Origin of the sequence: Streptomyces sp. NPDC002057, from assembly GCF_040296665.1 — a bacterium.
GTDB lineage: Bacteria > Actinomycetota > Actinomycetes > Streptomycetales > Streptomycetaceae > Streptomyces.
Genome location: NZ_JBEOXR010000043.1, coordinates 37,334 through 49,640 on the forward strand (window position 1 = coordinate 37,334; position 12,307 = coordinate 49,640).

12 protein-coding genes are annotated in these 12,307 nt (G+C 73.9%); 6 read left to right on the forward strand and 6 right to left on the reverse strand.

Going from position 1 to position 12,307, the window contains the following annotated elements:
- The first annotated feature begins 241 nt into the window (after nt 1–241).
- Nucleotides 242–853, forward strand: coding sequence for a VanZ family protein (locus tag ABT129_RS27530; RefSeq protein WP_351906970.1), 612 nt, complete (start codon nt 242–244; stop codon nt 851–853).
- Between the two features lie 41 nt (nt 854–894).
- On the opposite strand, the gene ABT129_RS27535 is transcribed toward ABT129_RS27530, so the two are convergent.
- The 3 genes from ABT129_RS27535 to ABT129_RS27545 are packed head-to-tail and all read right to left on the reverse strand — an operon-like array spanning nt 895 to nt 4,339.
- On the reverse strand, nt 895–1,764 hold the full coding sequence (locus ABT129_RS27535; RefSeq protein WP_351906972.1) for a hypothetical protein: 870 nt from the start codon (nt 1,762–1,764) through the stop codon (nt 895–897).
- Nucleotides 1,761–3,737 (reverse strand): GMC family oxidoreductase, encoded by a 1,977-nt coding sequence (locus tag ABT129_RS27540; RefSeq protein WP_351906974.1) that lies wholly within the window; start codon nt 3,735–3,737, stop codon nt 1,761–1,763. Before ABT129_RS27540 ends, ABT129_RS27535 begins: the two co-directional genes overlap by 4 nt.
- Nucleotides 3,734–4,339: a hypothetical protein gene (locus tag ABT129_RS27545; RefSeq protein WP_351906976.1), complete on the reverse strand. Its 606-nt coding sequence runs from the start codon at nt 4,337–4,339 to the stop codon at nt 3,734–3,736. Before ABT129_RS27545 ends, ABT129_RS27540 begins: the two co-directional genes overlap by 4 nt.
- Before the next feature lie 214 nt (nt 4,340–4,553).
- Between ABT129_RS27545 and ABT129_RS27550 the strand changes: the two genes are divergently transcribed.
- Nucleotides 4,554–6,002 carry a lamin tail domain-containing protein gene (locus ABT129_RS27550; protein ID WP_502981930.1) on the forward strand — a complete coding sequence of 483 codons (1,449 nt, stop codon included), beginning with the start codon at nt 4,554–4,556 and terminating at the stop codon, nt 6,000–6,002.
- Between the two features lie 76 nt (nt 6,003–6,078).
- Here ABT129_RS27550 and ABT129_RS27555 read toward each other — a convergent pair whose 3' ends face one another.
- Nucleotides 6,079–6,435, reverse strand: a complete 357-nt coding sequence (locus tag ABT129_RS27555; RefSeq protein ID WP_351906978.1) for a PRC-barrel domain-containing protein — start codon at nt 6,433–6,435, stop codon at nt 6,079–6,081.
- A 210-nt stretch (nt 6,436–6,645) separates the two neighbouring features.
- Here ABT129_RS27555 and ABT129_RS27560 point away from each other — a divergent pair, with 210 nt between their 5' ends.
- Entirely contained in the window at nt 6,646–6,855 is a 210-nt protein-coding gene (locus ABT129_RS27560) for a helix-turn-helix domain-containing protein (RefSeq protein WP_030315760.1), read from the forward strand.
- A complete protein-coding gene (locus ABT129_RS27565; protein ID WP_351906980.1) occupies nt 6,855–7,409 on the forward strand; it encodes a Clp protease N-terminal domain-containing protein in 555 nt (184 codons plus the stop codon). The genes ABT129_RS27560 and ABT129_RS27565 overlap by 1 nt, the downstream gene beginning before the upstream one ends.
- A gap of 135 nt (nt 7,410–7,544) precedes the next feature.
- Here ABT129_RS27565 and ABT129_RS27570 read toward each other — a convergent pair whose 3' ends face one another.
- Complete coding sequence (locus tag ABT129_RS27570) at nt 7,545–9,290, reverse strand: serine/threonine-protein kinase (protein WP_351906982.1); 1,746 nt, start codon at nt 9,288–9,290, stop codon at nt 7,545–7,547.
- Nucleotides 9,291–9,531: 241 nt separating this feature from the next.
- On the opposite strand from ABT129_RS27570, the gene ABT129_RS27575 reads away from it, so the two are divergent.
- A complete protein-coding gene (locus tag ABT129_RS27575; protein WP_351906984.1) occupies nt 9,532–9,954 on the forward strand; it encodes a VOC family protein in 423 nt (140 codons plus the stop codon).
- A gap of 54 nt (nt 9,955–10,008) precedes the next feature.
- A complete protein-coding gene (locus ABT129_RS27580; RefSeq protein WP_351906986.1) occupies nt 10,009–10,677 on the forward strand; it encodes a hypothetical protein in 669 nt (222 codons plus the stop codon).
- A 137-nt stretch (nt 10,678–10,814) separates the two neighbouring features.
- On the opposite strand, the gene ABT129_RS27585 is transcribed toward ABT129_RS27580, so the two are convergent.
- Nucleotides 10,815–12,251 (reverse strand): amino acid permease, encoded by a 1,437-nt coding sequence (locus ABT129_RS27585; protein ID WP_351906988.1) that lies wholly within the window; start codon nt 12,249–12,251, stop codon nt 10,815–10,817.
- Nucleotides 12,252–12,307 lie beyond the last annotated feature (56 nt).

Consider the following 12,307-nt stretch of genomic DNA (forward strand, 5'->3'; position numbering starts at 1 on the left):
CCGGCGCGGGACGGCTCATTCTCAACCATGCTTCTCCGGGGATCAGTTGTGGCGCATGGGGGAGCTGTGGCTGTCGCGGCCCCGCTCCGGTCGTCCTCCCCCGCCCGCCCCGCCTGCCCTGCCGTCATGGTCGGCTCCGTCGCCCCGGGCGACAACGGCTCGGGGAGGGGCGGTGTGCCCGGGCCCTTCCCGGGTACCCGCACCCCAACGGAGAGCGGCCTCGGACAGTGGGGGACGGATCATGAAGACATTCCAACGCGGACGGGACGCGAGAGCGGCCCGGAAGGCGGAGCGTGAGACCCTCGCGGAGCCCGTTCCGGTGACCGAGGAGGAGGGACCACGCAGACCCGCGCGGGTCGTGCGGGTGCTGGTGGCGCTGATCGCGATGGTCGGCATGGTGGCGTTCGCGTTCGTCCTGGCGCGGCTGACCCTCGACGCCTCACCGGCATCGGTGCCGCTGACGCACACCAACCTGGAGCCGGGCAGCTCCATCCGCGCCTACCTGGAGCAGCCGGCGTTCATCGAGACGGTCAAGCAGCTGGGTGGCAACGTGGCGCTCGGCGTACCGTTCGGCGTCCTGTTGCCGCTGCTTTCCCGGCGGACCCGCGGCACGATCCGGGTGGCCCTGGTCACCATCGGCACGATGTTCCTCGTGGAGCTGATCCAGGGAGCCCTGATCACCGGGCGTGCCTTCGACGTCGACGACGTCCTGCTCAACACGACCGGAGCGCTCCTCGGATACCTGCTCATCGGCCGGCGGCTCGGCCGGGCGGTGCACCCGCGCACCCGCCGGCGGTGGTTCCGGAGGCGCGTCCGCAGCACGGCGGCCACACAGCCCGAGGGCAACGTGTAGCAGCTCCGCCCGGGGCCGATCGGCCCCGGGCGGCCCTGCCGTCAGAGGCGTGGCCCCGTCGGCAGGTAGTACGGCCGGTTGTGCGCCGCCACCGGGGGCGACTGGTACGTCCAGGCGCCGACCGCCGGTGTGTCGTCGGCGAGGAGGGCGCGGATGTCGCGGCCGAGGTCGCCGTCCGGGGCGTGGACCTCCAGCCGCGTCCGCCCGGAGTGCTCGGGGGCTCCCAGGTCGTACCAGCGGTAGGGCTGGTAGACGTTCATGGGACCGGCGAGCAGGCGCCCCTCGCGGTCGGTCCCGTAGCCCGTGATCGGGGCGGAGTTGGCGGCGGTGCCCGTGAGGCCGTCCAGCTTCGCCGTGACGTCGAGCAGGGGCCCGAGCCCCTTCTCCAGGGCGTCGTCCGGTCCGATCGCGGCCGCCTTGCAGCGTACGGTCCAGGTCTCGCCCGCGGGTCCGTTGAGGGACGGCAGGCCGACCTCGAACCAGCCGGGGGACTTGGGTTCCGCGTACAGCTCGCGCCCGGCGCTGATCGCGAACGGGTTGTCGCACACGACGTGGAGACGGGCGATGCCGAGCAGCTTCGTCTGGTCCCAGCCCTGCGCGTACTGGGCGTACGTGAGGCGTGGCAGGCGGTCGGCCTCGGCCGTCGGGAACGCGATGACGCTGAACTCGATCTCCTGCGTGACGCCGCCGCCGAACGCGTACTGCGCGAAGTACAGCTGGTAGTTGAGCGAGACCAGCGCCCGACCGTCCTCGAAGGTTGCGGCGGTCAGATCCGGGTGGTGCTTGGCGAGCAGCTCGTGGGCAGGTGCCGCGTCGACCAGCCAGTCGATGCCGACCTGATGCAAGGCTCCGTAGTGGAAGGGCAGTTGGAAGGGGTCGGGTACGGGCGGCAGCGGCAGGGGGCCGGTCATGCGGAGACTCCTCGGGTCGGTGACGTCTCGGTGGGCTCGATGGGTTCGGGCAGCTCGGGCCCATCGGGCAGCTCGGTGGGCTCGGTGTGTTCGGTGTGTTCGATGGGCTCGGTCGGCCGTGGGCCTGTCGGTGGTGTCCGGTGCACCGGGGGTGCCGGGGGTGCCGGGGGCGCCGGAGGCGCGGGGACTCCCGGTGGCGAACCGAGGGTCGCCGGGCGGTCGCGGAGTTCCAGGTCGGCCTCGACGCGCTCGGCGCTGCGCAGCGCGAGCGCGGCCATCGTCAGCGTCGGGTTGGAGGTGGCCACCGAGGGCATGCTGCCGCAGCCGACCGCGTAGAGCCCGGGATGGTCCCAGCACCGCTGCCAGGCGTCCACCACCGACGTGGCCGGGGAGTCGCCCATGATGTGGGTGCCGGCGGCATGGCCCGCCCCGCGGTAACCGTACGTACGGCCGCGGTGATCGAACCGGCCCGGCCAGGCCTCCACCGGCGCGTAGTCCGTGTGGTCCTCGGCGCCGAGCAGCGCGAAGATCTGGTCCGAGACCGCGCGGGCCGCCACCATCCCCTCCTTCACGTGCTCGTCGAGGTCGTACGTGACGAGCGGGCGCGGCAGACCCAGGGCGTCGCGCTCGCGCGGATGGAGGGTGACCCGGTTCGAGGGGTCGGCGCCCTGCTCCATCTCGAACTGGAGGGTGAACTGACGGCGGACCCGGTCCCCTACAGCCCGTCGCAACTCCGCCCCGAACAGGCCGCGTTCCCTGAGGAAGTGCCGCACGTCCGTGTCCACGGGCCCCTTGGCCCAGATCCATCCCCAGGTCCCGAACTCGACGCGGAACGGGGCCCGGAGCCGCCGCGCCGGGCCGGCGCGGAAGCCCTCGAAGCCCGACACCGAGCCGGGTCCCCGGTACGGCCCGGTGTCCTCGGGCAGCAGGCCCCAGGTCAGCAGGACCGGATGGTCCATCAGATTGCGGCCGAGCTGGCCGCTGCGGTCGGCGAGCCCGGAGAGGAGCAGCAGCCGGGCGTTCTCCACGGCGTGCGCGGCCAGCACGACGGCGTCGGCGTGCGCCACGGACACCGCCCCGTCGTACGAGCGGTACTCCACTCCCGTGGCACGCCTCCGCCCGTCGACGAGGACGCGGCTCACCACGGACCGGTCCCGGAGCGTGACGGTGGTGCTCCAGCGGCCCTGCGTCTTGAGCGGGGTGTACTTCGCGTACGAGGGGCAGTGCGGGATGCAGCTCGCGTTGCCCACGCAGCGGCTGTGCGGGTCCGGCCGTCCGTCGCGCCCACGCGGTACGTAGCCGCGGCCGCCGTCGTAGTGCGGGTCCGGGACGCCGTTGCGCGCGTGCGGGGTGCCGACCACCCTCAGTTCGACCTCGTGGAGGGCGACGGGGTCCTTGACGCGGCGCCCGTCGACGCGGGCCGCGAGGATCCGGTCCAGACGCGCGGCGGGCAGCGGCCGCATGGGGAAGACGTAGTCGTCGGGGAAGGGCAGACCGACGTGCGCGCGCTGTTCGTCGGCGTCGGCCGCCACACCCAACTCCTCCTCCGCCGCGCGGTAGTGGGGTTCGAGCTCGTCGTACGTGAGCGGCCACCGCCGCCCGTACCCGAAGGGCTCCGTGTCGAAGTCCTCCGGGAGCATGCGGGGCGCGAGGCCGGTCCAGACGTTGCCGGTGCCGCCGTTGACGCGGACGTACCCGCTGGCGTACGGGAGCGGGCCGTCCTGCCGCAGATGGCCGGCCGCGAGGAAGCCGGGGGGCCCGCCCGTGCCGACGAGGTCCGTCACCTCGGGCCAGGGCGCGGCCGGATGGGGCCGGTAGGGAGGGCCGGGCCCGACATCGGCCGGTTCGTGTGCCTCGGGGACCGCCGCGCCCGCCTCCAGGACCAGGACCCGCCGGCCGTTCAGACCGAGCCGGTGAGCGACGAGCGAGCCCGCGACACCGGCGCCGACGACGATCACGTCGTACCGCGTCACCGGCGGTCCCCCTCGCTCCCGCCGCCGGAGGCCGACGGGGAGGACGCTCCGGACGGGCCGCCCGCGCCGGATGAGGCGGACCCTCCGGACGCGCCGGACCCTCCGCCCGCGCCGGACTCTCCGCCCGCGCCGGACTCTCCGCCCGGGCCGGGCTCTCCGGACTCTCCGGACTCTCCGGACCCTCCGGACGCACCGACCGCGTCGACCGACCCGAAGGCTTCGGGGCCCGACGATCCGCCCGCCTCGGCCCAGCTCCCGTACCCTCCGGGTGCCGTGGCCGGGGGTCTCACCCCGGCCGCCTTCCACACCAGGCCCTCGGCGGAGGCGCGCGAGGACACGACGATCGGCGGCGGCCCCGGCCAACTGCCCGTGTACCAGAGGTACGTGACCGACCGCGCCGCCTCCCGCAGCTCGCCGTCCATGGTGTCGTCCGGCTCCCGCAGTTCGCGCAGCAGCCGCGCGTACCGCTCCTCGCCGAGCTGTTCCGCGGCGACCGTCCGGTACACCTCGGCGAGCCCGGTGGACTCGAGGGCCACCGTGTCGAAGCCGGTCAGCCGTTCCGACAGGGAGGTGAAGCGCTGTGTCTCGTCTGTGATGGGCACCCGGGCATCGGTGCCCCGCCGTCCGGCGGCCCATGCGGCGCGCCCCCGGAACGGCTCGATCGCGACGCCGGGCACTCCCTCACACGGATGGCGGCGTGCGACCTGCAGTTCGACACGCGTTCATGTGACGACCGGTCCGAAGCCGACCGCCGTTCGGCGTCGGACGTGAGTCTCAGGTCGCCCCGCCACCACTCTCCTCAGGACGGACAACACCGTGCCCGAAGTACGCGCTCCCCGTGGGCGTCGTCGCCTCGCCCCTCTCGGCCTCACCCCTCTCCGCCTGGCGGTCGTCGGCTCCGCCCTGGCCGCCGCCGCGACGCTGCTCGCGCCCGTGGCGCTCGCCGCTCCGGCCGACGACATCCGTATCAACGAGGTGGTGACGACCGGCAGCGTCGACGACTCGATCGAGCTGTTCAACAAGGGCACGGCCACGGTCGACGTCTCGGGGTGGATCCTCAAGGACGACAACAACAGCTCGAAGTTCACGGTGCCGGCCGGGACGACGCTGGCCCCGGGGGCGGTCCGCGCGTTCGACGTGGACGCGGCGTTCGGCCTCGGTTCCAGCGACAAGGCCCGCCTCTACCTGCCCGGCGGCAGCACCCTGGTCGACAGCTTCGGCTGGACCGGCCACTCCGCCCCGTCCTGGTCGCGGTGCCCGGACGGAACCGGCGCCTTCGGCAAGGCGGCCCTGACGCTCGGCGCGCCGAACGACTGCGGCACCGGCGGGGGCGGCGGGACGAGCCCGGTCGCCTGGCCCGGCGGCGGCTCCGTGGCGACGGCCGACGGATCCGACGTCTTCGGCGAGGACCTCAGCGGCCTGTACCAGGAGGGCTCCGTGCTGTGGGGCGCCCAGAACTCCGGCAAGCTGTGGCGGCTGGTCCGGGACGGCGCCGGCGGCTGGCGGCCCGACACCACCAACGGCTGGACCTCCGGAAAGACCCTGCGCTACCCCGGTGGCTCCGGCAGCCCCGACGGCGAGGCCGTCACCCTGACGGCCGCCGGTGCGGCGGGCGGCGCGTACGTCGCGACGGAGCGCAACGGTGACGCCTCCGGCACCAGCCGCCTGTCCGTCCTGCGCTACGAGGTCGGCACCGGCACGGGCAGCGGCCTGACCGCCACGAAGGAGTGGAACCTGACCGCCGGCCTGCCGGCCGTGGGCTCCAACCTCGGCTTCGAGGCGATCACCTGGATCCCCGACGCGACCCTCGTCGCGGCCGGCTTCAAGGACGAGTCGACCGGCCTGGCCTACGACCCGAGCCGGTACGCCGCCCACACCGGCGGCGTCTTCTTCCTCGGGGTCGAAGGCACCGGAACGGTCTACGGATACGTCCTCCAGGACAGTGGCGCCGCCACCCGTGTCGCCACGATCGCCAGTGGCCTGTCCGGCGTGATGGAGCTCCAGTGGGAGCCGCAGGCCGCCCGGCTCTGGGTGGTCTGCGACGACACCTGCGGCGGCCGCCACCGGACCATGAGGATCGGCGCCACCGGCGTCTTCGCCCTCGCCGCCGTGTACGAGCGTCCCAGCGGCATGGCCGACCTCAACAACGAGGGCTTCGCGCCGGCCGGGGCCGACGAGTGCGTCGGCGGGACCAAGCCCGTGTACTGGGCCGACGACAGCAACACCGGCGGGCACGCGATCCGCAGGGGCACCATCAGCTGCTGATCCCGACCGCGTACGGAAAGGGGTGCGGGCCCGGACATCGGATGTCCGGGCCCGCACCCCTGCCGGTACGCGCGCGTCAGGCGAGCGGGCCGCCGGGGCCGTAGTAGAGACCGAGGTGCTGGCGGTAGGTGGCGTCGCCCAGGTGCGGCTCCCGGTGGAACTCGGGGGACTTCTTCACCTGCTCCCGGGAGGCGTCGACGTAGATCTTCCGCTCCTCCGCGTCGATGCGGGACACGAGGCCGGCGGGCAGGAGGACCTCCTTGCCGAAGATCCAGACGCCGGTGTCGACCACCAGATAGGCGTCGTCCACGACGTCGGAGTGCTTGTCGACCTTGCCGATGCTGCCGTCCGTCGCCTCGACCTTGTACCCGGCCAGCACGGCTCCGGCGAGGTGGCCGGAGGTCGAGCGGTAGCTCCACGGCTGCTCAGTCACGCGGGAACAACTCCTTCGGTTGGGGGAGGACGAGCCGTTCACCGCCGTCCACCCGTCCTTGTGTGTTCGTCCTCCGCCTGCCCCACCTCCTCGCCTTCATTCGCCCCGTCTTCCGTGCCCCCGGCACGGCCGCTGCTCCGTGCCCCGCCGGACGCTCCCGGCTGTCAATCAAGGTTGACACGCCGGGAGGTGTCAACGTAGGTTGACGTCATGACCGATGCGACCGATCTCGCCGCGCGAGCGGGCGACCGCGACCCCCGGGTCGGACTGCGGGCCGTCTCCGCGCTGCGGCGACTGCTGGAACAGCTGGAAGCCGTCCAGGTGCGCAGCGCGCGCAACCAGGGCTGGTCGTGGCAGGAGATCGCGACCGAGCTCGGAGTCAGCCGACAGGCCGTCCACAAGAAGTACGGGAGGCAGTGATGTTCGAACGGTTCACGAAAGCCGCACGTGCCGTGGTGAAGGGGGCGGTCGAGCACGCGGAACGGAGCGGCTCGACCGTCGTCACCAAGGAGCACCTGCTGCTGGCCCTGCTCGACCGGGAGGACACCCGGGCCGCGGTCGCCCTGCGCACCTTGTGCCCGCCCGCGAGCCGCCCGTCCCTGGTGGCCGCCCTGGCGGACGCCCGCCGCCGGGCCGGACTGTCACGGGCCGACGCGAGCGCCCTCGCCGACCTCGGCATCGACGTCGGCGCGATCGTGGCGCGCGTGGAGGAGACCCACGGCGAGGGCGCGCTGGCCGGTGACCGCAAGGACTCCGGATGGTGGAAGGGCCGCCCGTCCTTCTCGCGGGAGGCCAAGACCGTCCTGGAGCAGTCCCTCCGGGTGGCGTTGGCCCGCAAGGACCGGGAGATCGGCGACGAGCACCTCCTGCTGGCGCTCACCATGACCGGCGGGGTCGTCGCGGAGGCGCTGGCCGACCACGGCGTGACGTACGCCTCCGTCGACGCGGCGGTCTCCGGCGCGACGGCTCCCTGACCGCCCGGGGGCCGGGCGGCCGCCCTCGCGGGCGCGGGAACGCGTCGACGGTCGGACGCGGTGCACCGTGTGGACGCCCACCGACCGGGCCGGGCCCACGTACGCGAGCCCGGCCGGCCGCGAACTACCGAGCCCTCACTCGGCGGGCGGCTTCCACACGGTCAGCAGTCCCGTGTAGCTCGGCGGGTGGAACGTCTCGCCCGAGGCGATGACGTCGGTGAGGCGGAGCATGGCCAGGTTGCCGTCGGAGGTGACCGTGCACAGCAGGTCGCCCTTCTTGAGGGCCTTCCCCTCGGCCAGATCGCTGTTCGGCAGCTCGGCGGGGAGCGGGACGCTGTCCACCGACTGGCGGCAGACCTCCGGCGTGCTTCCGGGACTCTTCGCGGTGGGCGTGCGGAAGGTCAGGTACTGGTAGATGTACTGGATCTCGTCGGCCTTCGCGCCGATCTTGCCCCGGGGATTCACCTTGGGCACGTCCATGTCGACGGTGACGGCCACGTTGCCCGGGGAGCTGATCGACAACGGACGTTCCTTGAAGACGAGTTCGTACGTCTTCGGCGCCGGGGTGGGGGACTTCGGCTGGTCCTGCGCCCCCGGCGTGCCCTGGCTTCCGGGCGGGGTGTCGGCCGGCGGTGCGGAGGTCGCGGTCCGCGAGGGCTTCTGGGCCTCCTTGCCGGAGCCGTACTCCGTGTCGCCGTACAGCGACCAGGCCGTGCCGGCCGCGACGACGAGGGCCACGGCGGTGACGGCGAGCGGCACCAGGCGCCGCTTCCCGCCCGCCCTCGGCGGGACCGATCCGGTGGGCGGCCCGGCGGGAGGGGCGGGCGGCGGCGGGGTGCCGGGGCGCGGCGGGGCCGTCCGGGTGGGCGCCTGGTGGGGCGCGTCGCCGGTCTGCGTCGGTACGTAGGTGGCGGCGGGCCGATGGGGCGGCGGGGGAGTGGTGTCCTCGGCGAGGAGGTGGCGCACGGTGGCCCCCCGCGCGTCGACGGCGGCCGTGACGGCGGCGGGCAGCCAGCCGTCGAAGTCGCGGGTGGAGCGGCCGGAGGCCCGCTCGCACAGCTGCGCCAGCTCCGCCGGGGCGGGGCGGGCCGCCGGATCGGCGGCGAGGCAGCGTTCGAGGAGCGTCCGCAGGACGTCCGGGTAGCCGGAGAGTTCCGGCGGGCGCAGCGCGGTGTTGGCGATCTGGGTGGCGACGGTGAGCGCGCCGCCGGAGCCGTACGGGTGTCGGCCGGTGGCCGTCACGGCGGCGATCAGACCGAGCGAGAAGACGTCGGTGGCGGGGGTGAGCGGCTCACCCATGCCGTGCTCCGGCGACATGAACTGCGGTGTGCCGATGAAGCCGCCGCTGCGCGTGAGGCGGGTGGACTCGGCGGCCCGGGCGATGCCGAAGTCGATGACCCAGGGCCCGTCGGTGCCGAGCAGGATGTTGCCGGGCTTGAGGTCGCGGTGCACGACTCCGGCCGCGTGGACGGCTTCCAGGCCACGGGCGACGCAGCCGACGAGCTGGAGCGTGGTGATCAGGGGCAGCGGCCCGTGGGCGTCCAGCGCCTCGTCGAGCGGAACCCCCGGTACGTAGGCGGAGGCGAGCCAGGGCTGTTCACCTTCGCTGTCGTGGTCGACGACGGGCACCAGGTGGTAGCCCCGCACCTGCTGAGCGGCCGCGACCTCCTGCTGGAACCTGCGCCGGAACTCGGCGTCGCCCGCGTACTCGCGCCGGATCATCTTCAGCGCGACGGGCTGGTTGCCCCGGGTGCGGGAGAGGTAGACGGTTCCCATCCCACCCTCGCCGAGCCCGGCCAGCAGCCGGTAGCCGGCCAGTTCGCGCGGTTCCGCCGCCGTCAGTGGGCGCAGTGCGCCTCCGGTGTCCGTGATGGGACCCACCCCCGTGATGTCTCGATGAGGCCATGCGGCCTACTCAAGATCAACATAGTGGGAGCCCCCGGACGGCGCGCCACGGGGTCGCCGGAGTCCGACCTTCCGGGAGAGCGCGGTGAGGGGTGCCGCGCGGTGGCGCCAACAGGCCGCGGACGCGGCGCCGTCCGGAAGGCGGCCGATCGGGCTCGCCCGCCACCCCGCACGCTCCGCCGGGCTTGGTTGCGGACCCGGGGGGCAGACGGAAGGCATGACCGTTCCCAAGACGTGCGTCCTCGTGCTCGACTCCACCGATCCGGAACCCCTCGCGCGGTTCTACGCGACCCTGCTCGGCGCCACCGTGGATCCCGCTCCCGGCGACCACGACCTGCTGCTCGTCTCCGGCCATTCCGGCGTGGTGCTGGGAATCCGCCGCGACCTCGGCCAGGCGCCGCCGAGCTGGCCCCGCCCCGAGGACTCCCAGCAGGCGCACCTGCAGATCCTCGTGGCCCCGGACGGACTCGACGAGGCGGAGCGCGAGGCGGTGTCGCTCGGAGCGCGGCCCGTTGCGGCCGAGCAGGACGGGACCCGGACCGACCGGCGCACGGACCTGCGCCGCTACACCGACCCGGGCGGCCACTCCTTCGTCCTGATCTCGAGCGCCCCGCCCGTCTGGTCCCCGCACCGCGAATGAGAGCATGACGGCCGGAATTCGTCGCCGTCGGGCGACGCGGGGGAAGGACCGAGCGTGGCCCAGGGGCGGACGACGTACAACGTGCGGTACGGGACGTCCTGGCCGGTCGTCGTCCGCCACGACGACGGCGCGGGACGGGACGGGGACACCGCCGTCGGGCTCCTCTGCCGCGTGCCCGACGCTCACGCGGGCGCCGCGCACCCCTCCGCCCGCACCTTCGACGTCGTCGGCGAGGGGCGGACCGCGATCGCCCGGGTGTCGACCGAGCAGACCGGCTCGGGCGTCGGCGGGCGCCCCGCCGTCTACCGCGTCGACGACCCGTACGGCGCCCCGCTGGGCCGGATCACGTACCGGCGCGGACGCGCCCTGCGCGGTGCCCGGGCGCGCTGGACCGTCGAGTCGGTGACCGGACACGCCGTGCGCGGCTTCCGAGGCCGTCTGTTCTGGTGGGCGGTGTGGTGGCCCGTCGGCCTGCCCGTGAGCCTGGTGTGGCTGATCCTGTCCCTGCTCGGTGAGGGTGACGACGCCTTCGGCAAGCCGCGCAGGGTGATCTGGCGGGACTCGTCGCGCCGGGCGCACCTCGTCTTCCGGGGGGTCGCGGACGAGTACCGGGTCCGCGACGGAAGCTGGGACCCGCGGCTGGTGGCCGCGCTGCTCGGACTGCACCAGTCGTACGACCCGTCGGAGGGCGGCGGCGCGGACGGCTGGTACGCCCGGACCTGAGGCGGGCGGAGGGGCGGGGCGAGCGGGCCCGGACGGGCGGGCACCGGCCGGCAGGCCCGGGAGCCTGCCGACCGGTGCGCGCACCCTTCCTCCGGCTCTCCGGCTATCCGGCGGCCGGACCCCGTCCCGGAGTCTCCCTACGGCCGTCGTGCCCGGCGGAACGCGGTCAGCGCGTAGCAGGCGAGCAGGACGACGGTGAAGGCGAGACCGATGCCGGCCGCCTGCCGCATGTCCGGAACCTCGACCGCGGTGGCGGCGACGGCCAGCACCCCGAGCCCGGCCACGACCGCGAGCTTGCTGCCTCCCGGGATGCTGAAGCCCGTGAACTCGGCGGGATGCGCGTCCCGGTGGCGGCGGAAGGCCACGTACGAGGCGAGGATCAGCAGCCAGACGAGCAGCACCGCGAAGAGCGCGATCGACATCAGGATGCCGAAGATGCCGCCGACGTCGTAGAAGGCGAGCAGCGCGGCGGCCGCGATGCCGAGGGTGGAGGCGGCCAGGGCCGTGGCCGGGACGCCGCGCGAGGTGAGGCGGGCCAGGGGGGCCGGGGCCAGCCCGTCGTCGCCGAGGGAGTGCAGGAGCCGGGAGGCGCCGTACAGGTGGGCGTTGGCGGCGGAGACGGCCGCGATGAGCACCACGAGGTTGGTGAGCGTCGCCGCGGCGGGCACACCGACGTCGGAGAAGACCCGCACGAACGGACTCGCCTCGACGCTGCCGTCCCCCGCCGCCAGGCGCCGCCACGGGATCAGCGCCACGACCAGGGTGATCGCCAGGACGTAGAAGACGCTGAGCCGCCAGGCCAGTTGGCGCATCGCGGTGCGGATGCTGCGCTGCGGGTCGGTGGCCTCGGCCGACGCGATGGCGACGACCTCGAAGCCGGCGTACGCGAACATCACGACGGACATGGCGATCCAGACGGACTTCGCTCCGTGCGGCACGAACCCGCCGTCGTCGGTGAGATGGGCGAAGCCGGTCGCCCCGGTGTCCGGGAGGCCGAAGAGGACGAGGAGCGCCGCGCACAGGATGAACGCGCACAGCGCGGTCACCTTGATGGTGGAGAGCCAGAACTCGGTGGTGCCGAAGGACTTCACGTTGATGATGTTGACCGCGAGCACCACCACCGCGATCGCGAGGATGGCCGCCGACATGGGCACGCCGGGCCACCACCAGCGGATGTAGAGCGCGGAGGCGACGACCTCCGTACCGATGACGACGACCGCGCTGAACCAGTACATCCAGCGCGTCACGAAGCCGGCCCACGGGCCGAGGTAGGTGTGCGCGACGGCGCCGAACGAGCCCTGCACCGGGTGTGCGGCGGACATCTCGCCGAGCAGCACCGCGATGATCGCGACGAGTACGGCCCCGATCGCGTACGAGACGATCACCGCGGGGCCCGCGGCGGATATCGCCGACCCGGAGCCGAGGAACAGGCCGGTGCCGAGCGCGGAGCCCAGGCCGATCATGGTGGTCTGGCGGGGGGTGAGGGAGCGGACGAGGCCCGAGCCCTTCGCCGGTTCACCGGTCGGGGCGGGAGGGGAGACGGGAGCCTGGGCGGGTCTTTCCGGAGCGGCCATGGCGGTGTCCTTCTGTACGGATGCGGGCGTGGCGGTGGGCGTCGGCGCGGCGGCGC